General features: G+C 70.8%; 23 protein-coding genes and 1 pseudogene. 11 read left to right on the top strand and 13 right to left on the bottom strand.

The features are described 5' to 3' along the window. The first annotated feature begins 156 nt into the window (after positions 1 to 156). The 3 genes from OOK34_RS19790 to OOK34_RS19780 all read left to right on the top strand — a co-directional run bounded on the left by OOK34_RS19790 (position 157) and on the right by OOK34_RS19780 (position 2,400). Positions 157 to 741, top strand: a complete 585-nt coding sequence (locus tag OOK34_RS19790; protein ID WP_267035189.1) for a hypothetical protein — start codon at positions 157 to 159, stop codon at positions 739 to 741. A gap of 90 nt (positions 742 to 831) precedes the next feature. After that, the gene (locus tag OOK34_RS19785) at positions 832 to 1,458 is read left to right on the top strand and encodes an NADPH-dependent F420 reductase (RefSeq protein ID WP_267035188.1); all 627 of its coding nucleotides are present in this window, start codon (positions 832 to 834) and stop codon (positions 1,456 to 1,458) included. A gap of 129 nt (positions 1,459 to 1,587) precedes the next feature. After that, the gene (locus OOK34_RS19780; protein WP_267035187.1) at positions 1,588 to 2,400 is read left to right on the top strand and encodes a hypothetical protein; all 813 of its coding nucleotides are present in this window, start codon (positions 1,588 to 1,590) and stop codon (positions 2,398 to 2,400) included. 61 nt (positions 2,401 to 2,461) lie between these two features. Here the strand turns inward: OOK34_RS19780 and OOK34_RS19775 are convergent, their stop codons facing one another. Further along, positions 2,462 to 2,638, bottom strand: a complete 177-nt coding sequence (locus tag OOK34_RS19775; RefSeq protein ID WP_267035186.1) for a hypothetical protein — start codon at positions 2,636 to 2,638, stop codon at positions 2,462 to 2,464. A gap of 105 nt (positions 2,639 to 2,743) precedes the next feature. Further along, positions 2,744 to 3,385, bottom strand: a complete 642-nt coding sequence (locus tag OOK34_RS19770) for a TIGR03086 family metal-binding protein (protein WP_267035185.1) — start codon at positions 3,383 to 3,385, stop codon at positions 2,744 to 2,746. A gap of 52 nt (positions 3,386 to 3,437) precedes the next feature. Between OOK34_RS19770 and OOK34_RS19765 the strand changes: the two genes are divergently transcribed. Continuing rightward, a complete protein-coding gene (locus OOK34_RS19765) occupies positions 3,438 to 3,893 on the top strand; it encodes a MarR family winged helix-turn-helix transcriptional regulator (protein ID WP_267035184.1) in 456 nt (151 codons plus the stop codon). Between the two features lie 34 nt (positions 3,894 to 3,927). On the opposite strand, the gene OOK34_RS19760 is transcribed toward OOK34_RS19765, so the two are convergent. Then, entirely contained in the window at positions 3,928 to 5,157 is a 1,230-nt protein-coding gene (locus OOK34_RS19760; RefSeq protein WP_267035183.1) for a serine hydrolase, read from the bottom strand. A gap of 227 nt (positions 5,158 to 5,384) precedes the next feature. Here OOK34_RS19760 and OOK34_RS19755 point away from each other — a divergent pair, with 227 nt between their 5' ends. After that, the gene (locus OOK34_RS19755) at positions 5,385 to 6,161 is read left to right on the top strand and encodes a MerR family transcriptional regulator (RefSeq protein ID WP_267035182.1); all 777 of its coding nucleotides are present in this window, start codon (positions 5,385 to 5,387) and stop codon (positions 6,159 to 6,161) included. An 87-nt stretch (positions 6,162 to 6,248) separates the two neighbouring features. On the opposite strand, the gene OOK34_RS19750 is transcribed toward OOK34_RS19755, so the two are convergent. Genes OOK34_RS19750 through OOK34_RS19740 form a run of 3 tightly spaced genes read right to left on the bottom strand, consistent with a single transcriptional unit; the run spans position 6,249 to position 7,872 of the window. Next, the gene (locus OOK34_RS19750; protein WP_267035181.1) at positions 6,249 to 7,106 is read right to left on the bottom strand and encodes a helix-turn-helix transcriptional regulator; all 858 of its coding nucleotides are present in this window, start codon (positions 7,104 to 7,106) and stop codon (positions 6,249 to 6,251) included. Positions 7,107 to 7,121: 15 nt separating this feature from the next. Beyond that, on the bottom strand, positions 7,122 to 7,640 hold the full coding sequence (locus OOK34_RS19745) for a DUF6879 family protein (protein WP_267035180.1): 519 nt from the start codon (positions 7,638 to 7,640) through the stop codon (positions 7,122 to 7,124). Further along, positions 7,615 to 7,872, bottom strand: a complete 258-nt coding sequence (locus OOK34_RS19740) for a hypothetical protein (protein WP_267035179.1) — start codon at positions 7,870 to 7,872, stop codon at positions 7,615 to 7,617. Before OOK34_RS19740 ends, OOK34_RS19745 begins: the two co-directional genes overlap by 26 nt. A gap of 194 nt (positions 7,873 to 8,066) precedes the next feature. Between OOK34_RS19740 and OOK34_RS19735 the strand changes: the two genes are divergently transcribed. Continuing rightward, positions 8,067 to 8,204, top strand: coding sequence for a hypothetical protein (locus OOK34_RS19735; RefSeq protein WP_267035178.1), 138 nt, complete (start codon positions 8,067 to 8,069; stop codon positions 8,202 to 8,204). After that, positions 8,197 to 8,406: a hypothetical protein gene (locus tag OOK34_RS19730; RefSeq protein WP_267035177.1), complete on the top strand. Its 210-nt coding sequence runs from the start codon at positions 8,197 to 8,199 to the stop codon at positions 8,404 to 8,406. The genes OOK34_RS19735 and OOK34_RS19730 overlap by 8 nt, the downstream gene beginning before the upstream one ends. A gap of 24 nt (positions 8,407 to 8,430) precedes the next feature. On the opposite strand, the pseudogene OOK34_RS19725 reads toward OOK34_RS19730, so the two are convergent. Beyond that, positions 8,431 to 8,937 (bottom strand): annotated as a pseudogene (locus OOK34_RS19725) (class I SAM-dependent methyltransferase); the annotation flags it as partial. An 891-nt stretch (positions 8,938 to 9,828) separates the two neighbouring features. Here OOK34_RS19725 and OOK34_RS19720 point away from each other — a divergent pair. Continuing rightward, positions 9,829 to 10,083: a hypothetical protein gene (locus OOK34_RS19720; protein WP_267035176.1), complete on the top strand. Its 255-nt coding sequence runs from the start codon at positions 9,829 to 9,831 to the stop codon at positions 10,081 to 10,083. 336 nt (positions 10,084 to 10,419) lie between these two features. Here the strand turns inward: OOK34_RS19720 and OOK34_RS19715 are convergent, their stop codons facing one another. From OOK34_RS19715 to OOK34_RS19695, 5 genes are read right to left on the bottom strand one after another with little or no spacing between them, the layout of a single operon-like run. Next, a complete protein-coding gene (locus OOK34_RS19715; RefSeq protein WP_267035175.1) occupies positions 10,420 to 11,436 on the bottom strand; it encodes a LacI family DNA-binding transcriptional regulator in 1,017 nt (338 codons plus the stop codon). After that, on the bottom strand, positions 11,424 to 13,013 hold the full coding sequence (locus OOK34_RS19710) for a glycoside hydrolase family 13 protein (RefSeq protein ID WP_267035174.1): 1,590 nt from the start codon (positions 13,011 to 13,013) through the stop codon (positions 11,424 to 11,426). Before OOK34_RS19710 ends, OOK34_RS19715 begins: the two co-directional genes overlap by 13 nt. 52 nt (positions 13,014 to 13,065) lie before the next feature. After that, positions 13,066 to 13,938 carry a sugar ABC transporter permease gene (locus tag OOK34_RS19705; protein WP_267035173.1) on the bottom strand — a complete coding sequence of 291 codons (873 nt, stop codon included), beginning with the start codon at positions 13,936 to 13,938 and terminating at the stop codon, positions 13,066 to 13,068. Beyond that, complete coding sequence (locus OOK34_RS19700; RefSeq protein WP_267035172.1) at positions 13,935 to 14,954, bottom strand: carbohydrate ABC transporter permease; 1,020 nt, start codon at positions 14,952 to 14,954, stop codon at positions 13,935 to 13,937. The genes OOK34_RS19705 and OOK34_RS19700 overlap by 4 nt, the downstream gene beginning before the upstream one ends. 8 nt (positions 14,955 to 14,962) lie before the next feature. Continuing rightward, positions 14,963 to 16,234 (bottom strand): extracellular solute-binding protein, encoded by a 1,272-nt coding sequence (locus OOK34_RS19695; RefSeq protein ID WP_267035171.1) that lies wholly within the window; start codon positions 16,232 to 16,234, stop codon positions 14,963 to 14,965. A 222-nt stretch (positions 16,235 to 16,456) separates the two neighbouring features. Here OOK34_RS19695 and OOK34_RS19690 point away from each other — a divergent pair, with 222 nt between their 5' ends. The 3 genes from OOK34_RS19690 (at position 16,457) to OOK34_RS19680 (ending at position 20,260) form a co-directional block, all read left to right on the top strand. After that, positions 16,457 to 18,223 carry a glycoside hydrolase family 13 protein gene (locus tag OOK34_RS19690; RefSeq protein WP_267035170.1) on the top strand — a complete coding sequence of 589 codons (1,767 nt, stop codon included), beginning with the start codon at positions 16,457 to 16,459 and terminating at the stop codon, positions 18,221 to 18,223. 26 nt (positions 18,224 to 18,249) lie between these two features. Then, positions 18,250 to 19,281: a LacI family DNA-binding transcriptional regulator gene (locus OOK34_RS19685; protein ID WP_267035169.1), complete on the top strand. Its 1,032-nt coding sequence runs from the start codon at positions 18,250 to 18,252 to the stop codon at positions 19,279 to 19,281. Between the two features lie 91 nt (positions 19,282 to 19,372). Next, complete coding sequence (locus tag OOK34_RS19680; RefSeq protein ID WP_267035168.1) at positions 19,373 to 20,260, top strand: phosphatase PAP2 family protein; 888 nt, start codon at positions 19,373 to 19,375, stop codon at positions 20,258 to 20,260. A 192-nt stretch (positions 20,261 to 20,452) separates the two neighbouring features. Here the strand turns inward: OOK34_RS19680 and OOK34_RS19675 are convergent, their stop codons facing one another. Next, positions 20,453 to 22,033 (bottom strand): amidohydrolase, encoded by a 1,581-nt coding sequence (locus OOK34_RS19675; protein ID WP_267035167.1) that lies wholly within the window; start codon positions 22,031 to 22,033, stop codon positions 20,453 to 20,455. Positions 22,034 to 22,067 lie beyond the last annotated feature (34 nt).

The following is a 22,067-nucleotide window of genomic DNA, read 5'->3' as shown; positions in this document are numbered from 1 at the left end:
TTTCCGGAGACCACGGACAGCAAGCGGATCTCACCGCACACCTCTGACATTCGTCACTTTCCTCCCTCCTGAACTCGCCCGAGCCTGAAAGGAACGAGCGACGAACGACGGAGCAGGGGGGTGTCCGTGACGGCGACGGAGAAGGTGACGGGAGTCGTGACCGCCAGGCCGAGCAGGGCCGGCATCGCGCGCGTATGGGCCGGGTCGCTGATGGCGGTACTGGTGCGGCGCCCTCCAGTACCGGGACCGCGGCATTCGGCGGGGCTGCGGCAGCTGGTGCTGCCGCTGGTGGCCATGGAGATCGTGGTGGCCTTCCTGCTGTCCTCGATGCTGCCGCCCGTGGCCCGCCCGGCGCACGCGGCGTTCGAGGCGCTGCTGGTACTGGCCGGGCTCGGCCTGGTGGCCGCGGTGCTCCGGCATCCGCACGAGGTGGACGCGGAGCGGGTGGTCCTGCGGACCGGCTTCCTCGGGGACGTGACGCTGCCGCGCTCGGCGGTCCGCTCCGCGTCACCGGTGGTCCGCACCGTCCCGGGCCGGGGCCCGCGCCCCGTACCGGGCGAACCGGGGGCGGTGGCCTGCTCGGTGGACGCCTCGCTGAACGTCGCCGTACACCTCGACCCGCCGGTCCGCCTCGACCTGGGCGCAGCCGGCCTGGTGGACGCGGCAACGGTGTACACCTCGGCAGACTCCCTGCCCGCCCTCTCGGCAGCCCTCCGCGCAACCCCACCCACGCCCAGGTGACGACGCGACCAAAGAAGTAGGACTTTGGTACCGGTCCAGCTGGGCCCGTAGCCCGATTCGCCGAGCTCCGGCAATGAATAGCGTCACAGCATGCGAATAGGACTACTTGGCACCGGAAACGTCGCTCGAGCACTGGCCCATGGCTGGAGCGCCGCACAACACGACGTGCTCCTCGGATCACGCCGGCCGCAGGACCGGACCGACCTCGGTCTCCCCGTGGCCGGCCTCAGCGAGACGGCCGCTCACGCAGAGGTACTGGTCAACGCCACCCCGGGGACCGTCTCCGTGGAGCTGCTGCGCTCCATCGGGGCACCGGCCCTGGCCGGCACGTTACTGATCGATGTCGGGGTCGGCCTCTCCGACGACTTCACCGAACTCTCGCATCCCAACAGCAGCCTGGCCGAACAGATCCAGGAGGCCTTCCCCCTGACCCCCGTCGTCAAGACGCTGTGCACCATGGACTCCACCGTGATGACCGCCCCGGACGGTCTCGACGGCCCGAGCACCGTCTTCCTCTCCGGCGACGACGCCGAAGCCAAACGGACCACCGGCCGGCTGCTCACCGACCTCGGCTGGCCGCCATCGTCCCAGCTGGACATCGGCGGTATCGCCACCGCACGCGGACAGGAGCACTTCGCCCTGCTCTTCAGCGGCATCGCGGTCGGTCTGGGGGCCCACACGTTCAACATCAAGGTGGTCACCCCGCCTTCCGCCTAGAAGCTGTCGTCGCAGCCGTGGCCGCCCCGGCCTGTGCCGGGACGGCCACGGCTGGACGACCGGACGGTGCCGGACGGTGCTCAACGGGACCGGGGGCCCTTGTCAGTGGAGTGCGCTTTCCTGTCCGTCATGGACCTCACGCAATCGATGCTCAACGACCTGCTGGACCGGATCGACGCCCCGGGCGGATCCCTGTACCTGTCGCTGGACACCGACCCGCACATGCTCGTAGACAGGCTGGCCGACCGTTACGGGGCACCACGGACCCTGGTCCTGGACGGCTTCACGGATCCGACCGTGGACGAGTCCCGTGGCGCGGCCCTCCTCGCTGTCCTCGAAGGCCGGGGCGAGACGATTCGGGCATGGGCGTACGGAGGTCAGTGGATCGGCGCCGGGACCGCTCGGGACGCGCAAGGCGTCGTCCGGCCGGTGCTGGCGGCCGTGCCGCGGCGGGTAGAGGTGCCGGCCACCGGGGGGACGGGCTGGGACGCGGACTGGGACGAGGACTGGGTCGAGCAGCTCGTGGCCATCACCTCCTGGACCTCGCCCCCGCAGCGGCCGGACGTCGACTGGGCGCGGATCGAGGCAGAGGTGGGCACGCGCCTTCCCGGCGACTACAAGCGCATGGTGGAGATATTCGGGGAAGGCGCCTTCGACGGATTCCTCACTCTGAACCAGGAGCCGTGGACCCACCTACGCGAGGACGGCCTGCTCATCTGGGCAAGCACCGAGCACGAGAACCTCTACTGCTGGCAGACCGACGACAGCACCGACCCGGACCGCTGGTCCGTCGCCATCCGGAGCTTCGACGACGGCTTGGCCCCCTTCGACTGCTCGGCCGCGGAGTTCATCTGCCGCATCCTCCTCGACCCGCACCATCCGTACACGATGGCCCACTACTTCGACACCCACTGGTTCATGAACTACCGCGACAAGGACTGACCCATGCCCTCCGTCTCTCCGTCGGTGATCCGACAGAGAGACGGAGGGCATGGGTCAGCTGCTACAGGCCGGCGTTGGGGTCGACGCCGCCGGTGCACGTGGCACCGCGCTCTCCGAATTGCGCGGGAGAGCTGGAGTTGCTGCTGTATCCGCCGGGGCGGATCGTGCCGTCCAGGTAGAACTGCTTCTTGTCGGCGCTGCAGTGGTAGACGGCGACGCTGACCGGCAGGTTGTTCACGTACGAGCCGATGCCGTCGAAGAAGCCGGTCTCGCCGTAGTGGCCGAGGAAGATGCAGCCCCGTGTGCTGGTCGAGGTGACATCGAGGTCGGGGTACTGGGAAGCTCAGGTCGCCGTGGCCGCCGAACCACGTGATCGCACGGGCGGGCCCCAGGAGGGGGAGCGCCCCAGGTGCAGGAGGATCCGGGTCAGGGCGTCGGAGTCGGCGGGCTCGGGGTGGCTCGGGGCGAAGGCGGCGCCCGGCTGCGTGCGGTGGGCGCCGTCGCGGACGGCCAGCGCGATGGGGAGGGCGGCATCCAGGATGTCGGGGTCCAGGGCGAAGGACAGATCGAGGGCGCGGGCGACGTCCCAGGTGTGGACCACGTAGTCGAGGAAGTGGAATCCGATGGCCCGGACCGCCGGGAAGGCTGCGCCCTCCCCGAATTCGGGGAGGGCGAACTCCTGCTCCTCCGTGCCGACTTCGGCGAATGCGGCCAGCACCGCCTGCGCGGCGGCAAGGTACTGCCCGACGGCCTGCGGCCCCGGCGCCTCGGCCTTCCAGTGCGTCAGGTTGACACCGTCGGCCCTCGCCGCCGCCGCGAAACCCCGATGCTGGGCCGCCATGTGCGCGAGCAGCTCGCCCAGGTTCCAGGCCGAGCAGGGGGTGGGGCGGGTGAGGTCTTCCAGGGCCACCCGGCGGACCACGGCGATGCTCTCGCGTACCGCACGTTCGTTGAAGGCCTTGACCACCTCTAATTCCATACGCATGCGCTTACGATAAGCAGATGCCCATCATGAGTCAACAAGTATCTTCTTCTCCATGACTGGGAACACCGCACCCGAAGGTCGCCCTGACCTGGCGGCGATGATCGTCCCTCTGGGCCGCGCACTCGTGGCTGCCGAGTTGCCGGTGCTGCGCGAACACGGGGTGGCCATGTGGGCGTACGCGGTACTGCTCGGGCTCGACAGCGAACCGGTACGGACGCAGGCCGCGCTGGCGCGGGACATCGGCGCCGACAAGACCCGGATCATCGGCGTCCTCGACGACCTGGAAGAGCGCGGACTGATCCGGCGGCAGCCCGATCCGGCGGACCGGCGGGCGCGCGTACTCTCCCTCACCCCCGAGGGGCGCCGGGTGCGCGACGCGGTCCAGTCAGCGATCCAGCAGCGCGAGGAACGGCTGCTGGCCCGCGTGCCGGAGGAAGACCGACGCGGCTTCCTGAACACCCTGCGGGCGCTCGCCGCGCTGCCCCCCTCCGAGATCAGCGGGGACTGACGAGCCGGCCGCACCGAGCTCGGCGAGCGCGGTGTCAGTTGTCGATGGCCTGGTAGAGCGTGGTCCAGAAGTCGTGGATGAGCCGGGCGGAGTCCGGGGTGGACATCCCGACCTGGGTGAGCAGGATTCCGGTGAGCTGGTTGTCCGGGTCGGCGTAGGCGGTGGTGCCGGTACCGCCGTCCCAGCCGAACTGGCCGATGGGCGTGTGGTCGCCACGATGGGTGCGCACCGCCATCCCGAAGCCCCAGCCGCCCTGCTGTGCCTGGCCGACCGTGATGTGGGCGATGTTCCTGTACATGGCGGCCCGGTCAGCTTGCTGCTCGGGCGTGAGGCGGTTGGTGGTCATCAGCTCGACGGCGGGCCGGGACAAGATCCGTTCACTGCCGTGCACGCCTTGGTTCAGCAGCATCTGGAAGTAGGCGTGGTAGTCGTCGACGGTGGAGACCAGTCCGCCGCCGGCGCCCTGGAATGCCGGAGGCCGGCTGCTCCTTCCGCCTTCCGCCTCGTCCCACACGAGGAACTCTCCGGTCTGCGGATCGGGCCCGTACAGGGGCGGCAGTCGGTCGATCTTGCCGGCGGGCACGTGGAAAGCGGTGTCCTTCATCCCCAGCGGATCGAGGATGCGTTCACGCAGGAACGTCTCCAACGGCTGCCCCGTGACCCTGGAGACGAGCACGCCGAGCACCTCGTTGCTGAGGTCGTACTGCCACCGCTCGCCGGGCTGGTACGACAGCGGCAGCTCGCCGAGGCGACGCATCCACTCGTCCGGGTCGGGCGCCGGCCCGGATGCCACGCTGTAGTCAAGGCGCTCGAAGGTCGCGGCCCTGATCGGGGAGGCCAGCAGATCGAAATCCATTCCGAGACCGAACGTGGAGGTCAGCAGGTCCCGTACGGTGATCGGCCGCCGGGCCGGCACGGTCTCCTCCAGCGGGCCGTCGGGCCGCTTCAGCACCCGCCGGTCGGCGAGTTCGGGCAGCCACGGGTCCACCGGCTCGTCGAGGCGCAGCCTGCACTCGTCGAGCAGGACCATCGCCGCCGCCGTCGTGACCGGCTTGGACGTGGACGCCATCCGGAAGATCGTGTCCCGGCGCATCGGCGCGCCACCCTCATGGCGCATCGTCCCGATCGCTTCGACGTGCGTCTGGCCGCCGCGGCTGACCAGGGCGACCAGCCCGGGAATCTTCTTGGACTCCACATGCCCTGCCAGCACCTCGCGCAGCCGGCGCAGCCCTGCTTCGGAGAAGCCGCTGTTGCTTGCACTCATGATGAATCTCCTTGTCCACCGGCCCCCTTCGCGGCGGCCATGTGATGAGCGTGCACCCTGACCCAAGGTCAAGGTCAACCTCCTCGCGGCCACGGGCTGACCAGCACCGATCCCAGGCTTCCCAGCCTCCAGGCGGAGTTGGCCACTGGAGATGCGCGCTACCCTCGCCCCTGTGATCACCCGCAACCCGTACCTCGATGTGAGCGCCAAGGAGGTGTGCTGAGCCGATGGCAAACGGGCTCACGATCGGTCAGGCAGCGGCGTTCGTCGGCGTCACGATCAAGACCGTGCGGCACTATCACCGGCTCGGCCTGGTAGCCGAGCCGGAACGTGATGGTTCCGGCTACCGGCGTTACGTGTCGGCCGACCTCCTCCGGCTGGTCCAGGTCCGGACCCTTGCCGCGGCCGGCGTGCCGCTGGCCGAGATCGGCGACCTGCTCGACGCCGATCCCGAGCGGTTCGCCGGCGCCCTGGACGACGTCCATCGTCGGCTCACCGAACAGATCGAGGACCTGACCGCGCGACGCGACACCCTGCACCGGCTCGCCCATGGCGACCGGGCCCTGCTGCCCGACCGGGCCTGCGCGGTCTTGGACCGGCTCACCGGTCTCGGCTTCGGCCCCGAGTACGTGGCCACTCAACGGGAGGCCCTGGTACTGGCCCGGGCGCTGGTCCCGGAGGTCTTCGACACCTTCCTGACCAGGCTTGAACACGGGCTCGACGATCCCGAGTTCGTCGACCTGACCAAGCGCGGCTTGGCTGCGGCGTCCTGGGATCCCGACGACCCGCGGATCGAGGAACTGGCCTCCGCCCTGGCCGACAAGCTATTGGCCGACCGCACCCTGCTGACGACGCCGACCGGATCCCAGAACCGGTCCGACGCCTCCGCCCGGTACGGACTGGTCAACCACCACCGGGAAGCCCAGGCACCATCCATCGCCCGGTTGAACACCCTGGTCGAGGCGAACCTGCGCGCCGCCGGCATCGACATCCCGCACCAGTGACGGCCGCCCAGCAGAGCGGGCAGCTTCACGCCTTGATCGCCTTCGTAGTTACGCCTGGCGCGCGGCCGGTCGCGCAGCCCTCTGCCGTCAGTCCTGGTCCAGCGCTTCGAGCGCTTTGACCACCAGGGCCCTGGCACGCGCGCCGTACACGGCCATCGAGCGCAATTGTTCGAAGGCCTTCAGGTAGACCTCGATCTCGGACGGTTGCGTGACGTTGACTTCTGCAGACAGCAGCTCTACCGACACGAGGGTGTCGTCGTAGACGTGGAATGTCTCTACAGGCCACATCGTGCGCGGGCTTACCGAGGTCGGGATCACTCCGAGTGAGACAGTCGGTAGGGCCCCGGCGGTCAGCAGGTGGCCGAGCTGGGCCGCCATGGAAGCCGGGTCACCCAATCGGTAGTACAGGGCTGCTTCTTCGACAATCAGGACGGCGCGGCGGCCGGGTTTGCGGATGACCCTGGACCGCTCGACGCGGGCGCGTGCCGCTTCGAGTCCGCTGTCGGGGTAGCCGCGGAAGGAGGCGATGGTGCTGAGCAGCGCGCCGGCGTACCCCTCCGTTTGAAGCAGCCCCGGTACGAGGGTGGAGGAGTAGATCCGGAACAGCTGGGTCTCTTCGAAGAACTGGACCCAGGACTCCTGAAGCTTCTTCAGGCCGCCCCTCACCTGGTGTCGCCACTCGTTGTACAGGGTTTCGGCGTTCAGGGACTGGGCGATGAGGTCAGACGCTTCGTCCGGCAGGCCGCAGGCCTGGCACCAGTGGCGTATGTCCCGGGCCGATGGAGCCGTGCGGGCGTTCTCGATGCGAGACGTCTTGGAGTGGTGCCAACCGCAAGCCGAAGCCAGTTCTGCAAGGGTGAGCCCCGCGCCCTTGCGCAGGTCGCGAAGCCGTGCGGCGACGGCTTCGCGGGCGGCCTGCGCAGAGGACGAGGGGGAATGGGGCATTGGCTGTGGGACCAGTCAGATCTTGTACTCGTCATGAGGGACAGCCCGCGCCCAGACGGCTTCGAAGGCCTGGGCACACAGCTTTGCCGGGACCGGATCGTTGGTGATCTCCTCACCCAACGACGATCCATCGCCGGAGAAGTGATTCCAGTGGACCCACTTGCCGTCGAAGAGCCAGAAGTCGTTGCCCGGCAGCGCGAGGTCCGAGGCTCGGCGACGTGGAAGCCAGCGCACCTGCTCACCAGCCGCAACGTTGGTGAACGTCCCGTCGTAGAGGAAGCGCGTGTACTCGCTGACCGGTTCGGAAACGACCCGCGCCCTGCGGATCACAGCGCCACGCCCCACGGTCTCCGCGATCAGGTCCAGCCAGGGACGCCACCAGGAACCCCTGTCGGCCGGATCGTGCCGGAAGCCTTCCCGCCATTCCGCGAATGGACCCACCTCGTAGTCGACCGCGTAGGAGTCGCGCATCTCCAGGTGCACAGCGTGGGCGCAGCCGGCCATCAGGTCATCGAACGTGGGACTCGAGGGCATCGCAGGCCTCCCTGATGCTGTGCAGCATGCGGGCGGGGATCCGGACGACGGCTTCCCCTTCGGGGATGCCCTTGGCATGACCGGGGATTTCGGTCGCCGCGCACTCGGCTTCCAGCTCTGGACTCGGCTTCCACCCCTGAAGCACTAGCTCCTCGTGCTCCAGATCAGCCCAAACGGTCGGGCTCTGCTTGTCTCCGGTGTTGGGATCAACACCGACGAACACTAACGCCATGTCAGCCTCCGATTGCAGCCCGTGCACTTCTGTGCATCACAGTCCTGGCTGGAGTAGTAACCGTCAAGTCCCCAACTCGGCAAAAGCCACTGACTGATGAGCTGTGTGCACAAATCTGCACATCGCTGGTGCGCCGCACCGTGGCGTCGCCACTCTGGGTCTCACCACCCGCTGACGACGGCAGGGAGCGACCCGTGATCGGCATCGACACCCCGGACGGCCCTGTGCCGAGGGCGGCCCCCGTGCCCGTGCCCAGTGCAGACCTACTGGCCCGGGCCCGTGCCGGCTGGGAGCGCTTCGTCGCCTCCCTCGAGGAGGCGTCCGATGAGTGAGTGCTACGAGTACGTCCCCCACCGACTCCTGCGCCGCCGCGTCCGCGACATCGCTTCGGGCACCGAGGGCGAGCTGATGGCCGTGATCAACGAGAACGTCTCCGGCACCGGCATCGAGCACTGGATGGAACTGGCCTACATCCGAGTCGCATCCGGCCGCGAATTCACCACCGCCGCCACCAACATCGAGCCCGCCGGCTGACGCGCCACACGTGGCCACCCAGTGCTGGTGCCAGACCAGCGTGTAGCGCCAGAAGAGTCGTCGGCGGAGCCGCGCACCGGGCAGTGTGTGGCGGGCGTCGCGAACGATGTCGGGGAAGCTCATGGTCGCCGGTTGAGTCAGCGCAGTCATCGAGGCCGGCCGTGGTGTCTTGCGGCCCTTGTTCTTGAACCATGCCATGGCGACATTCGCCGGAATGGCAGCGGCACCGAGGACGTGATCAACGGGAGAGTGGGCCCGGGCGAGGCCGACGACGACCAGGGTTCCGCCAGGCGCCAGGTGCTGGCGGAAGAGGGTGAGAGCGTCATTGAAGGGCAGGTGGTGGATCGTTGCGACGCAGGTGATGACGTCGTACGAGCCTGGTGGTATCGCGCTCACCGCGTCTCCGACAACGAAGGTCACCTGCGTTCCTGGAGTGGTGACCTCTCGTGCTCGAGCGACGATTGCGGCGTCCGCGTCGATGCCGTGCACTGCCTGGGCGCGACCGGCGAGGAGTCGGGCCAGGTCGCCGGCCGCCGGCCGCCGAGATCTGCGAAGCGCGTAGCGATCTGTCGCGTTTGGGTGCTCTGCAGGGGGAGCTGGCCGCTGTCTGGTGCGGGTATTGGCCGCACCTCGGCACGGGATGAGTCATCTGAGGGCCCGGATGCCCGGCAGGCCTGGGCCCGGCCCCTCGGCTCATCGCTGAGGCGCCCGTCCCTCTCTTCCTGCCCCGTGACCGTTCCTTTGGGGGCTTCCCGGCAGTCCTTTGTCTTTCCGGGGCGGGACGGTCGGTCAAGGGTGGCCGAAGGCCATCGCGAAGCGACGCGACCGAAGGGAGCGCCCTTGAGGGACCGGCCCGCCCCGGAAGGACGATGGGACTGACGGGAAACCCCCAAACCGTCCCTGCCACCGCCCAGGTGAAACCCCGCCCCGAAGCCCCCGTCCGACGCGTTGGCTCTGCCGGGCCGAAACCCCATCCGCCCACCGGCCCGCAGACGGGGAGGCCGGTGGGCAGCCGCCGACCGGCCGCCGGCCCCTCGAGGGGGAGATAGCGGGCCCGCACCGCGAAGCGACGTACCAGCGCACCCGCACCCGCACCGCGACCCACCCGCGCCGGGCCTACGCCCCCGCCACCGGCCCCGTCGAGCCCCTCACCACCAGCTCCGGCTGGAAGACGTACTGCGTGCGCCCAGCCCAAGACGGCCATCGGTCGCCGAGATGTGCGGAGCGCGTAGCGATTGTGGACCGTCCCGTTCTACGGGGCGCGCGATGTTCCGCTGGGGGCGTGAGGGGGGGCGCAGAGTGTCGAAACGATACAGCCGCGGGCATTGGAGTGAACGCCCGTTCCCAGCGGTGCTCCCGGGAGGTTGGACCGGTCGGCGCGCAGATCGACCGGCGCGTCTTCCATAGATCCTTAGGGGAGTCATGCGCATTCGTTCTGCTGTCACCGCGTCCGTCCTGGCTGTCGGCGTCCTGCTGGGCGGGGCCGGCGCCGCCCTGGCCGACGGCGGGGTCGAAATCGACTACTTCAACGGCGGTCGCGCGGGCCACTCGTCGAACTGCTCCTCGTTCGCCGCGGTGCCCCACAACCTCCCGGCGTTCGCCGGCCCCGTCTACAGCTCGACCTGTGCCAAGGAGGGCGAGAAGGAGTGGGCGAAGGGGTCCCACCTGGGCGCCTGACCCGGGGCGGCTCGCGCCGCGGCGGCGGCCCGACAGCGACGTCGGCCGCCCCCGCGGCGTTTTCGCTCCCGAGAGGGCCTCAGCCGGGTGCAGCGTGAGCTAGGCCGGCTCGACGTTGCCGACGGCGGTGGTGAATTCGCGGACAGCGCTCTGTCGGACGCGTTGGCTCTGCCGGGCCGAAACCCCATCCGCCCACCGGCCCGCAGACGGGGAGGCGGGTGGGCAGCCGCCGACCGGCCGCCGGCCCCTCGAGGGGGAGATAGCGGGCCCGCACCGCGAAGCGACGTACCAGCGCACCCGCACCCGCACCCGCACCGCGACCCACCCGCGCCGGGCCTACGCCCCCGCCACCGCCCCCGTCGAGCCCCTCACCACCAGCTCCGGCTGGAAGACGTACTCCGTGCGCTGGACCGGCGTGCCCGCCACCGCCTCCAGGAGCGCGCCGACCGCGGCCGTGGCCATGGCGCGGACGGGCTGGCGGACCGTCGTCAGCGGGGGGTCTGTGAAGGCGATCAGCGGGGAGTCGTCGAAGCCGACCACCGACACGTCCTCCGGCACCCGCAGCCCCCGCTCCCGGGCGGCGCGGATGACCCCGAGCGCCATCATGTCGCTCGCGCACACCACCCCCGTGCAGCCCCGTTCCAGCAGGGCGCCGCCCGCCGCGTGGCCGCCTTCGACGGTGAACAGGGTGCGCTGGACGAGTCCCTCGGCCACCGCACCGGGCCGCGCCGCCAGGAAGCCCTGCTCCTTGCGCGCCGAGGGGACGTAGCGGGTGGGCCCGATGGCCAGGCCGATCCGCCGGTGTCCCAGCTCCTCGAGGTGCCGTACGGCCATGTCGGCGGCCGCCCGGTCGTCCGGGGAGACGAAGGGGGCGCTGATCGCCTCGTTGAAGCCGTTGATCAGGACGAACGGCAGCCCCCTGGCCGACAGCCGCTGGTAGCGGGCGGGGTCCTGCGAGGCGTCGGCGTGCAGGCCGGACAGGAAGACGATCCCCGTGACCCCCCGTTCCTCCAGCTGCTCGACCAGCTCGTCCTCGGTGGCCCCGCCCGGGGTCTGCGTGCAGAGCACCGGCGTGTAGCCGTGTCCGGCCAGGGCCTGCTCGATGACCTGCGCGAACGCCGGGAAGATGGGGTTGGTCAGCTCGGGTATCAGCAGCCCCACGAGGCCGTTGCTGCGGCGTTTGAGCCGCACCGGCCGCTCGTAGCCGAGCAGGTCCATGGCGGCCAGGACCCGGTGCCGGGTGCCGGCCGCCACGCCCGCCTTGCCGTTGAGCACACGGCTGACGGTCGCCTCGCTGACCTGGGCCTGCGAGGCGATGTCCGTCAGCCGCAACGGGGAACTCACCCCTGCCACCACACCGCCGTGTCGGCGGGCAGGACCTCGGGGTCGGCGAGGTCCCCGCTGGCGAGCAGTACGGAACCCGGCGCGGCTATGCGTACGGCCTCGCCGGTGGTGTTGACGGTGCACACGAACGAACCCCGGCGGAACGCCAGGACCCCGTCCGCGGACGGCAGCCACTGCACGGCGTCCCCCGCCCCCAGGTCCCCGTGATCCCGCCGGATCCGCAGGGCGGCGCGGTACAGCTCGAGCGTCGACGCCGGGTCGCCGGTCTGCGCGGCCACGCTGAGCCCCACCCACTCGGCGGGCTGGGGCAGCCAGCTGCCGCCGGCGCCGAAGCCGTACGGGGCCTCGTCCCCCGACCACGGGATCGGGACGCGGCAGCCGTCGCGCAGCCCGTCCTGCCCGTTGGCCTTGAAGAACGACGGGTCCTGGCGCACCTCGTCCGGCAGGTCGGTGACCTCCGGCAGGCCGAGCTCCTCGCCCTGGTAGACGTACGCCGACCCGGGCAGGGCCAGCATCAGCAGCGCGGCCGCCCGCGCCCGCCCGAGGCTGCCGAAGCGGGTCCGGTGGCGGACGACGTCGTGGTTGGACAGCACCCAGGTCGTCGGCGCTCCGACGGGCCGCATCGCGTCGAGCGATTCGTCGATGGTGGCACGCAGCGCGTCGGCGTCCCAGCCGGTGCTCAGGTAGTGGAAGTTGAAGGCCTGGTGCAGCTCGTCGGGGCGCAGGTACATCGCCGTCCGGTCGGCGCTCGGCGTCCAGGCCTCGGCGACGCCGATGCGGTCGCCCGCGTACTCGTCGAGGACGGTGCGCCAGGAGCGGTAGATCTCGTGGACCCCGTCCTGGTCGAAGAAGGGCAGCACCTGGTTGCCGAGGAGCTTGAGCTGCTCGTCGCGGCCGAGGTCGGGCAGTCCGGGGGCCTTGACCAGGCCGTGCGCGACGTCGATCCGGAAGCCGTCGACGCCCAGGTCGAGCCAGAACCGGAGCACGGAGCGGAACTCGTCCTGGACGGCGGGGTGGTCCCAGTTGAAGTCGGGCTGTTCGGGGGCGAACAGGTGGAGGTACCACTCGCCGTCGGCGACGCGGGTCCAGGCGGGGCCGCCGAAGATGGACTCCCAGTCGTTCGGCGGGAGTTCCCCGGTCTCGCCCTTGCCCGGCCGGAAGTGGAAGCGGTCGCGCAGCGGGGTCCCGGGGCCCTCCCGCAGTGCCTGCTTGAACCATTCGTGCTGGTCGGAGCAGTGGTTGGGGACGAGGTCGACGATGATCCGCATGCCCAGCCCATGAGCCTCGCGGATCACGGCGTCGGCGTCGTGCAGGGTGCCGAACATGGGGTCGATGGCCCGGTAGTCGGCGACGTCGTAGCCGGCGTCGGCCTGCGGGGAGGCGTAGAAGGGGCTGAGCCACACGGCGTCGACACCCAGGTCGCGCAGGTGGGGCAGCCGGCTGCGGATGCCTTCGAGGTCCCCCATGCCGTCCCCGTTGGAGTCGGCGAAGCTGCGCGGATAGACCTGGTAGATCACCGCGTCTCTCCACCAGCCGGGCTGGGTCCCGGTCGGGGTGGCGAGTGCGTCGGCGAGGTGCTGGGTCATGGTGTCCTTGGAGAGATCGGGCCGGGGGTGAGAGGGGGCGGGCGCGGGGTGGTCAGCCCTTGGTCGCGCCCGCCGTCATCCCGGCGACGAGGTGACGCTGGGCGAAGAGGAAGAAGACGGCCGCCGGAATCGCGATGAGGACGGAAGCCGCGCTCATGGCGCCCCAGTTGGAGGTGTACTGCGTGACGAAGGTCTGGAGTCCGCCGGCCAGGGTGAGGTTCTCCTCGCCGACCATGAAGGCGGAGGCGTAGGCGACCTCGCCCCAGGCGGTGATGAAGGCGTAGAAGCCGGTCACGGCGAGGCCGGGCTTGGCGAGGGGCAGGATGAGGCGCCAGAAGGTCCCGAAGGGGTTGAGCCCGTCCACCCGCCCCGACTCGTCGATCTCCACCGGGATCGTGTCGAAGAAGCCCTTCATCATCCAGGCGCAGAACGGCACGGCGATGGTGAGGTACGTGATGATCAGGCCGAGCGGCTGGTTGAGCAGCCCGAGCTCGCCCATCAGGTTGTAGAGCGGGACGATCAGGATGGCCATCGGGAACATCTGCGTGATGAGCAGGGTCCACATCAGCGGCTTCATGCCGGGGAACTTGAAGCGGCTGACCGCGTATCCGGTGGTGGCGGCGATGAACACGCCGAGGACGGTGGTGACGCCGGCGACCAGGACGGAGTTGGCGAACCAGCTGAGGAAGTGGCTCGACTCCAGCAGGTACTGGTAGTTGCCGAGGGTCGGTTCCTTCACGAAGTCCGTGCTGATCGCGTACTTGGCCGGCTTGAGGGAGGTCAGCAGGATCCACAGCACGGGGAAGACGGCGATCACGGACGCGACGACGAGCGTGGCGTGCAGGCCGAAGGAGGCGAGCGGGGAGCGGCTGCCCCTAGTACGGGCGGTCTTGCCGGCGGCGGTCTGGGGGGTCACGGTGTTCACCACACCTCTCCCTGCTTGCGCAGCGAGCGCCGGTAGACCAGCGCGAAGATCATGAGCAGGGCGAGGATGAGTACGCCCCACGTCGCGGAGCCGGCGAAGTCGCGGGGGCTGGCGATGAAGGCCTCGCGGAAGGCCTGGGTCACCAGGATCTCGGTGGAGTCGCCGGGCCCGCCCCGCGTCAGCAGGAAGATCACCGGGAACATGTTGAAGGTCCAGATGGTGGAGAGCAGGATCACCGTCATGCTCACGGCGCGCAGGCCGGGCAGGGTGATGTGCCGGAACCGCTGCCAGGGGCCGGCGCCGTCCATCTCTGCGGCCTCGTACAGCTCCGCGGGGATGGACTGCAGTCCGCCGAGCAGGGCGACCATCATGAAGGGGATGCCGAGCCAGACGTTCACGGAGATGACGGCGAGCTTGGCCCAGGTCGGGTCGTCGAGCCACGGGACGGCCGCGATGCCGCCGCCGTCGAGGATCTTGTTCAGGATGCCGTTGTCGCGGTTGAAGAGGAACCGCCAGGCGAAGACGGAGACGAAGCCGGGGACGGCCCAGGGCAGGATGAGCGCCATCCGGTAGGCGGCGCGGCCGCGGAACTGCCTGTTGAGCATGGTGGCCAGGGTGAGGCCGAGCACGAAGGTGACGGACACGCACGCGACGGTCCACACCACCGTCCACACCAGCCGCTGCCAGAAGACGGGGTCGCCGAGGACCGTCGTGTAGTTGTCGAGCCCGACGAACTCGTACGTGGCCTCGATGTGGCGCACGCCGATGGTGCGGGCGACGTTGCGCTCGTTGGCGTCGGTCAGCGACAGGTAGACGCCGCGTACGAGGGGCCAGCCGACGATCACGCCGAGGACGAGCACCACCGGGGCGACCATGGCCCAGGCGTACCAGTGGGTGGCGAGGGCGCGGGTGAGGCCGCGGTTGCTTCTGGCAGTCGTGCGGCTGGGGCCGCGGGCGGCGAGGGTCGTCTCGCCGTCCGCGGCCTTCGCCACCGACCGGCTGGTGTCAGCAGCCATGGTTCGTACTACTTCCAGCCCTTGAGGATCTTGCGGAATTCGACGCCGGCCGCCTTGGCCGCTTCTTCGGGGGTCGAGGTGCCGGTGACGGCCTTGGTGTACTCGACCTTCAGCGGCTCGAAGAGGGAGCCGTTCTCCGGGATCCAGGCGCGCTCGACGGCCTTGTCGACGGCCGGCTTGAAGAACTGCACCATCTCGCTGGCCTTGACGTCCGGCTGCTCGTAGGCGGCGGTGCGCGTCGGCAGCAGGCTCAGCTCCTTGGCGGACTGGACCTGGACCTCCTGGGAGGTCAGGTACTCCACGAAGGCGTGCGCGGCGGTGCGGTTCTTGGAGCCCGCGTAGACGGCGAGGTCGTGGCCGCCCTGGGGGGCGCCGGCCTTGGCGGAGCCGGCCGGGACGGGGGCGACGCCGAGGTTGGCCTTGTCCTTGAACTGGTCGCCGGCGTAGCTGTCCGCGACGGCCCAGGGGCCGTTGATCATCATCGCGACCTCCCCGGACTTGAAGGCGGTCTGCATGTTGGTCCAGCCGTCGGTGGCGTTGGTGACCGCCGCGCCGGAGGTGACCAGGTCGCGGGCGGCCTTGAAGCCCTTGACGCCGGCGGGGTTGTCGACGGTGACCGTCTTGGTCTTGGCGTCGACGAGGTCGCCGCCCTCGCCGTAGATGAAGGGGAGGAACCAGTAGGAGTCGTCGCCGCGCAGGTAGAGGCCGGTCTTGCCGGTCTTGGCCTTGATGGCCGTGGCGGCGGTCTTCAGCTCCTCCAGCGTCTTGGGCGGCTGGACGCCGGCGTCGGCGAGCATCTTCTTGTTGTAGAAGAGGCCGAGGGTGTCGATGACCTGCGGTACGGCGAAGGTCTTGCCCTCGAACTTGCCGCTGGCGGCGGCCTGCGGCAGGAACTCGGCGTCGATCTTCTTCGCGGTGTCGGCCGGGACCTCGTCGAGGTAGCCGAGCGAGGCGAAGTCGGCGACCCAGCCGACGTCGGCGCGGATCACGTCCGGGGCCTCGGAGCCGCTGCTGAAGGCGTTCTTGACCTTGTTCTGGGCGTCGCCGTAGGGCACGTTGACGTACTTGACGGTGACCTTCGGGTGCTTCGCGGTGAAGGCCTCGGCGATCTTCTGGAAGCTGGCCTTCTCGGCGTCGTTCGAGGTGTCCCACCAGGTGACGGTGCCGGTCAGCTCGCCGCCGGCCTTCGTCTCGCCACCGTCGTTGGTGTCACCGCCGCAAGCCGTCGCCGCGAGTGCCAGGGTCGCGACCAGCGCGGTGGCCGCTATGCCACGCCGCATATGAACTCCTTCGATGATCCCGGCCGCGCCCTCGCGGTCCCGAGTTGCGAGGAACGTAACAAGCCTGAAAGCCGACGGAAAGACCTTGCGGCAATTTTCTGCAAGCGGAGGCGATCGTTACATCCGTGTGTCCCTACGGTTGCCGCAGCTTGCTGTTAGTTCGATGGCGCTTCGATCGCACAGGCCCGCAACCAGGGGGCGTGTACGCGCGTTGACCCCGTTATGAACCACGAGTTGACGGCCGCCCCGCTTGCAAGAGCTTCCAGCAACCCGACCGTGAGCGAAGACTGGTGGCGCGATGCCGTCATCTATCAGGTGTACGTCCGCTCCTTCGCGGACAGCGACGGCGACGGCGTCGGGGACCTGCGCGGGGTGCGCGAGCGGCTCCCGCACCTGGCCCGCCTCGGCGTGGACGCGGTGTGGCTGACCCCCTTCTACGTGTCCCCGCAGGCGGACGGCGGCTACGACGTCGCCGACTACCGGGCCGTCGACCCCCTCTTCGGGGACCTCGCCGACGCCGACGACCTGGTACGGGCCGCGCACGCGCTGGGCCTGCGGGTGATCGTGGACGTGGTGCCGAACCACACCTCCGAGGCCCACCCCTGGTTCCGCGAGGCCCTCGCCGGCGTGCCCGGCGCCCGGGAGCGGTACCTGTTCCGCCCGGGGCGGGGCGTCGACGGATCCGAGCCCCCGAACGACTGGGAGTCCGTGTTCGGCGGCCCGGCCTGGACCCGCGTAGATGGGGGCACCTCCCGGCCGGAGGCTGGGGGAGGCGACTGGTACCTGCACCTCTTCGCCCCCGAGCAGCCCGACCTCGACTGGGAGCACCCGGAGGTGGCGGAGGAGTTCGCCTCGGTGCTGCGCTTCTGGCTCGACCTCGGGGTGGACGGCTTCCGCGTGGACGTGGCCCACGGCATGGTCAAGGCACCCGGCCTGCCCGACATCGGCCGCGGCGCCCAGGCCACGCTGATCGGCACCGAGCCGCTCCCCTTCTTCGACCAGGACGGGGTCCACGAGATCCACCGCTCCTGGCGCCGCCTGCTCGACTCCTACGAGGGCCCGCGCATCGGGGTCGCCGAGGCCTGGGCGCCGACCTCGGAGCGGCTCGCGCTGTACGTACGCCCCGACGAGCTGCACCAGGCCTTCAACTTCCGGTTCCTGAACTGCCCCTGGGACCCGGCCGCCATGCGGACCGTCATCGACGAGTCGCTGGCCGCCACCGCCTCCGTCGGCGCCCCGACGACCTGGGTGCTGTCCAACCACGACGTCGTACGGCACGTCACCCGGTACGGGGGCGGGGCGCAGGGCCTGGCCCGGGCGCGGGCGGCCGCGCTGCTGATGCTGGCGCTGCCCGGGTCGGCGTACGTCTACCAGGGCGAGGAGCTCGGCCTGCCGGAGGTCACCGACCTCCCGGACGAGGCCCGCCGGGACCCGGCCTTCCGCCGGACGTCCGCCGCGCGGACCGGGACCGGGGCGGCGCGGCCCGGGGCGGCGCGGCCCGAGGCCGACGGGCAGGAGGGGCTGCGCGACGGGTGCCGCGTACCGATCCCGTGGTCGGGCGAGGAGGCCCCGTACGGGTTCGGCGCCGGCGGCAGCTGGCTGCCGCAGCCCGCCGGCTGGGCGGGGCTGAGCGTGGCCGCGCAGACCGGGGACCCGCACTCGACGCTGGAGCTGTACCGCGCCGCCCTCGAGCTGCGCCGGGCCATGCCGGGCCTGGGCGCACCCGCGGCGGGGCAGGGCGGGCCCGGCGACGAGTGGCCCGGAACGGGGGCGGGGCCCGCGGTCTTCACGCGGGGCATGCGCTGGCGCCCCGCGCCCGAGGGCGTCCTCCTCTTCACCCGCCCCGGTTTCGCCTGCACCCTCAACACCCGCCCCACCTCGGTGGAGCTGCCCTCCCCCGGCCGGCCCGTCCTCTCCAGCTCCCCGGTCGAGACGGACGGCCGCACGGTCCGTCTTGCCCCCGATTCCTGCACGTGGTGGGCGATGTGAGCCCGCTACCGGTACAGTCCAATCCCGTGACCGCACGGCTAGCCGACATCGCAGCCCAGGCGGGGGTCAGCGAAGCCACAGTCAGCCGCGTGCTCAACGGCAAGCCCGGTGTGGCCGCCGGCACCCGTGAATCCGTGCTGGCCGCGCTCGACGTGCTCGGCTACGAGCGGCCCGTGCGGCTGCGCCAGCGCAGCGCGGGGCTCGTCGGTCTGATAACCCCCGAGCTGGACAACCCCATCTTCCCAGCGCTCGCGCAGGTCATCGGCCAGGCCCTGACCCGGCAGGGGTACACCCCGGTGCTGGCGACGCAGACGCCCGGCGGGTCCACCGAGGACGAACTGACCGAGATGCTGGTGGACCGCGGGGTCTCCGGGATCATCTTCGTGTCCGGGCTGCACGCCGACACCACCGCCGACATGGGCCGCTACGACCAACTGCGCGGCCAGGGCGTCCCGTACGTCCTGATCAACGGTTTCTCCGACAAGGTGCGGGCCCCCTTCGTCTCCCCCGACGACCGGGCCGCGATGCACCTCGCCGTGACCCACCTGACGGCGCTCGGGCACACCCGGATCGGGCTCGCGGTCGGGCCCAAGCGGTTCGTGCCGGTGCTGCGCAAGATCGAGGGCTTCCGGGCCGCCGTGCAGGAGCGGCTCGGGCTCGGCGAGGCCGAGGTGGAGGAGCTGATCCAGCACTCCCTGTACACCCTGGAGGGCGGTCAGGCCGCCGCGACCGCGCTCATCGGGCGGGGCTGCACGGCGGTGGTGTGCGCGAGCGACATGATGGCGCTCGGCGCGATCCGGGCCGCCCGCCAGCAGGGGCTGCGGGTGCCGCAGGACGTGTCGGTGGTCGGCTTCGACGACTCCCCCCTCATAGCGTTCACCGATCCGCCGCTGACCACCATCCGCCAGCCCGTGCAGGCCATGGGGCAGGCGGCGGTGCGGACCCTGCTGGAGGAGATCGGCGGCACGCCGGCCCCGCACAGCGAGTTCGTGTTCCTGCCCGAGCTGGTGGTCCGCGGGTCGACGGCCTCGGGGCCGGGGCAACGGCGTACCCCCTAGGGAGGGGTAGTCCGTAGGGCTGAGGAGAGGCGCCGAAGACCGTCCCGAGGGATGATCGGAGCCGGGAACGCATCTGGCAGACTCTCTCCCCATGGGTGAAGCGAGCGTGAAGACACTGGAAACTCGGACGGACGTCTCGTCACCCATCGTGACCGAGGACGAGACCCGTCCGGAGCCGGATCGCCCCCTGCTGACCCGGCTGCGCGTCCCGCGCCGGCCGCGGATCTGGTTCGAGATCCTGCTGATCGCCGTCAGCTACTGGACGTACTCGCTGATCCGCAACGCCGTGCCCGAGCAGAAGGCGGCCGCGCTCGCGAACGCCGACTGGATCTGGAGCGTGGAGCGCGGTCTCGGCATCGCCGTGGAACAGTCCGTCAACCACGCCGTGAACTCGGTGACGTGGCTGGTGGTGAGCATGAACTACTACTACGCGACGCTCCACTTCATCGTGACCATCGGCGTCCTGGTGTGGATCTACCGTTTCCATCCCGGGCGTTACGCCGCCACCCGCCTCATCCTCTTCGCCACCACGGGCGTGGCCCTGGTCGGCTACTACCTCTACCCGCTGGCGCCGCCCCGCCTGATGAACGGGCAGCAGTTCATCGACACCGTGCTGGTGCACCACACCTGGGGCTCCATGGCCTCGGGGAACCTCAAGCAGATGTCGAACCAGTACGCGGCGATGCCGTCCATGCACATAGGGTGGTCGCTCTGGTGCGGGCTGACCATCTTCGCGGTGGCCTCCGCCCCGTGGGCCCGGCTCCTGGGGCTGCTGTACCCGGCGGCGACCCTGGTCGTGATCGTGGCCACCGCCAACCACTTCTGGCTCGACGCCGTCGGCGGCATGATGTGCCTGGCCTTCGGGTACGCCGTCTCCCACGCCTGGTACGGATCGCTGCCGCACCGGCTGCCGCGCCAGCCGGTGCACACCGGTCCGCACCCCGCCTCGGCCCTGCTGAACCGCTTCCGGCGGGCCTAGGCCTAGGCCCTGTCGTCAAAGTCCCTCCCCCAGCTACCGCTGGGAGGTGCCCCCAGGCCCGCGACGCCCGGCACCGCACCTCGCCGCGTTGTCGGAGCACCCAAGTACGTCCAGTACTCGGGAGCTCCTCCGCCTTGCGATGCACGGCACCGGACGCCGCGGGCCTTACCGGCGCTACTTTGACGACAGGGCCTAGCCCTCCTGGTGGGTGATCCGTCCGCCCGACATGGTCAGGCGGACGGGGGCCTGGGCCAGCTCGTCGGGGGCGGCGGTGACCGGGTCGAGGGTGAAGGCCGTCAGGTCCGCACGGCAGCCGGGCGCGATCCGGCCCGCGACGGCATGCTCCCCGGCCGCGAGCGCCGCGTGGGAGGTCATGCCCTCCAGTGCCATCAGCCCGGTCAGGAACCGGCCGCCGGATGCCGCGCCGCGGGGGCGCAGGGCGGTGGCGAGGACCTGGCGGGCGTCGTGGTGGGCGATGGGCCAGTCCGAGCCGAGGGCCAGCACCGCGCCCGCGTCGCGCAGGTCCCGGCAGCGCCAGGCGCGGCCGGCGCGCTCGTCGCCGAGCCGCTTGGACCACTCGTCGGTGTGGTCGGCCCGGGTGTACGCGGTGTGCGGGGGCTGCATGGAGGCGATCACCCCCAGCTCGGCGAACCGCTTCAGCTGGTCGTCGGGGACGGTCTCGATGTGCTCGATGCGGTGCCGCGTGCGGGCCCGCTCCCCGAGGGCCGCGACCGTGTCCAGGACGTGCCGGACGGCGGCGTCGCCGATGGCGTGGGTGGCGGTGCGGACCCCGGCCGCGTCGAGGACCCGTACGGCCCTCGAGTACTCCTCGGGGTCGGGCCAGAAGGCCTCGGTGCCCTGGCCGTGGCAGTCGGCGTGCTCCAGCCAGGCGGTGCCTCCCTCGACCGTGCCGTCCATGAAGAACTTGACGCCGCCGACCTGCCAGTGGCGGCCGCGCGTGCCCTGGAGCTCGATCAGCCAGGCCAGTGCCGCCCCGTCGGCGCCGGGCATGCACCAGGGCGCCAGGCGCAGCCGGAGCGGCAGGTCCGCCTCGTACTCGACGGTGGCGAGGAGGGCCGGTACGTCTCCGTCGCCGAGGTCCATGACGTGGGCGCCGGTGAGGCCGGTGGCGGCCATGGCGCCGAGCAGTTCGAGGAGGCGGCTGCGGCGCTCCGCGGGGGCGGGCTTGGGGGCGAGGGCGCCGACCAGGGACATCGCCGCGTGCTCGATGAGGTGCCCGGTGGGCCGGCCGTCGCCGTCGCAGACGATCTCGGAGCGCTGGGTGAAGGCGCGCGGGCCGGTGATCCCGGCGGCGGCCAGGGCCGGGCCGCTGGCGAGGGCGGAGTGGCCGTCGTAGAGGCGCAGGAAGGCGGGGGCGCCGTCGACGGCGTCCTCGATGAGGGTCCGGTCGACGGGGCGGCCGCCGAAGGCGTTGTGGTCGAGGCCGAAGCCCAGGATCCAGCCGCCGGTGCGGTCGGCGCCGCGCAGGGCGGCGCGCAGCTGGTCGAGGTCCCGGACGGCTGAGAGGTCGGTGCCGGTGGCCATCTCGACGCCCCAGACGGGGTGGCTGTGGGCGTCGGTGAGGCCGGGGGTGAGGGTGGCGCCGCCGAGGTCGAGGACCCGGGTGGCGGGGCCGCGCCAGTCGCGTACGTCGGCCTCGTGGCCGACGGCCACGATCTCGCCGCCGCTGACGGCTACCGCACCGGCTTCGGGGCGGGCGGGGTCGAGGGTGCGGACGCGGGCTCCGGTGAGGACGGTGTCGGCAGCGGGCACGGCTGTTCTTCTCCTTCGGATCCGGAGGGCTGGG

Origin of the sequence: Streptomyces sp. NBC_00091 (genome assembly GCF_026343185.1) — a bacterium.
Lineage (GTDB): Bacteria > Actinomycetota > Actinomycetes > Streptomycetales > Streptomycetaceae > Streptomyces.
Note: the sequence above shows the minus strand (reverse complement) of the source record. Positions and strands in the feature narration are given on the sequence as shown.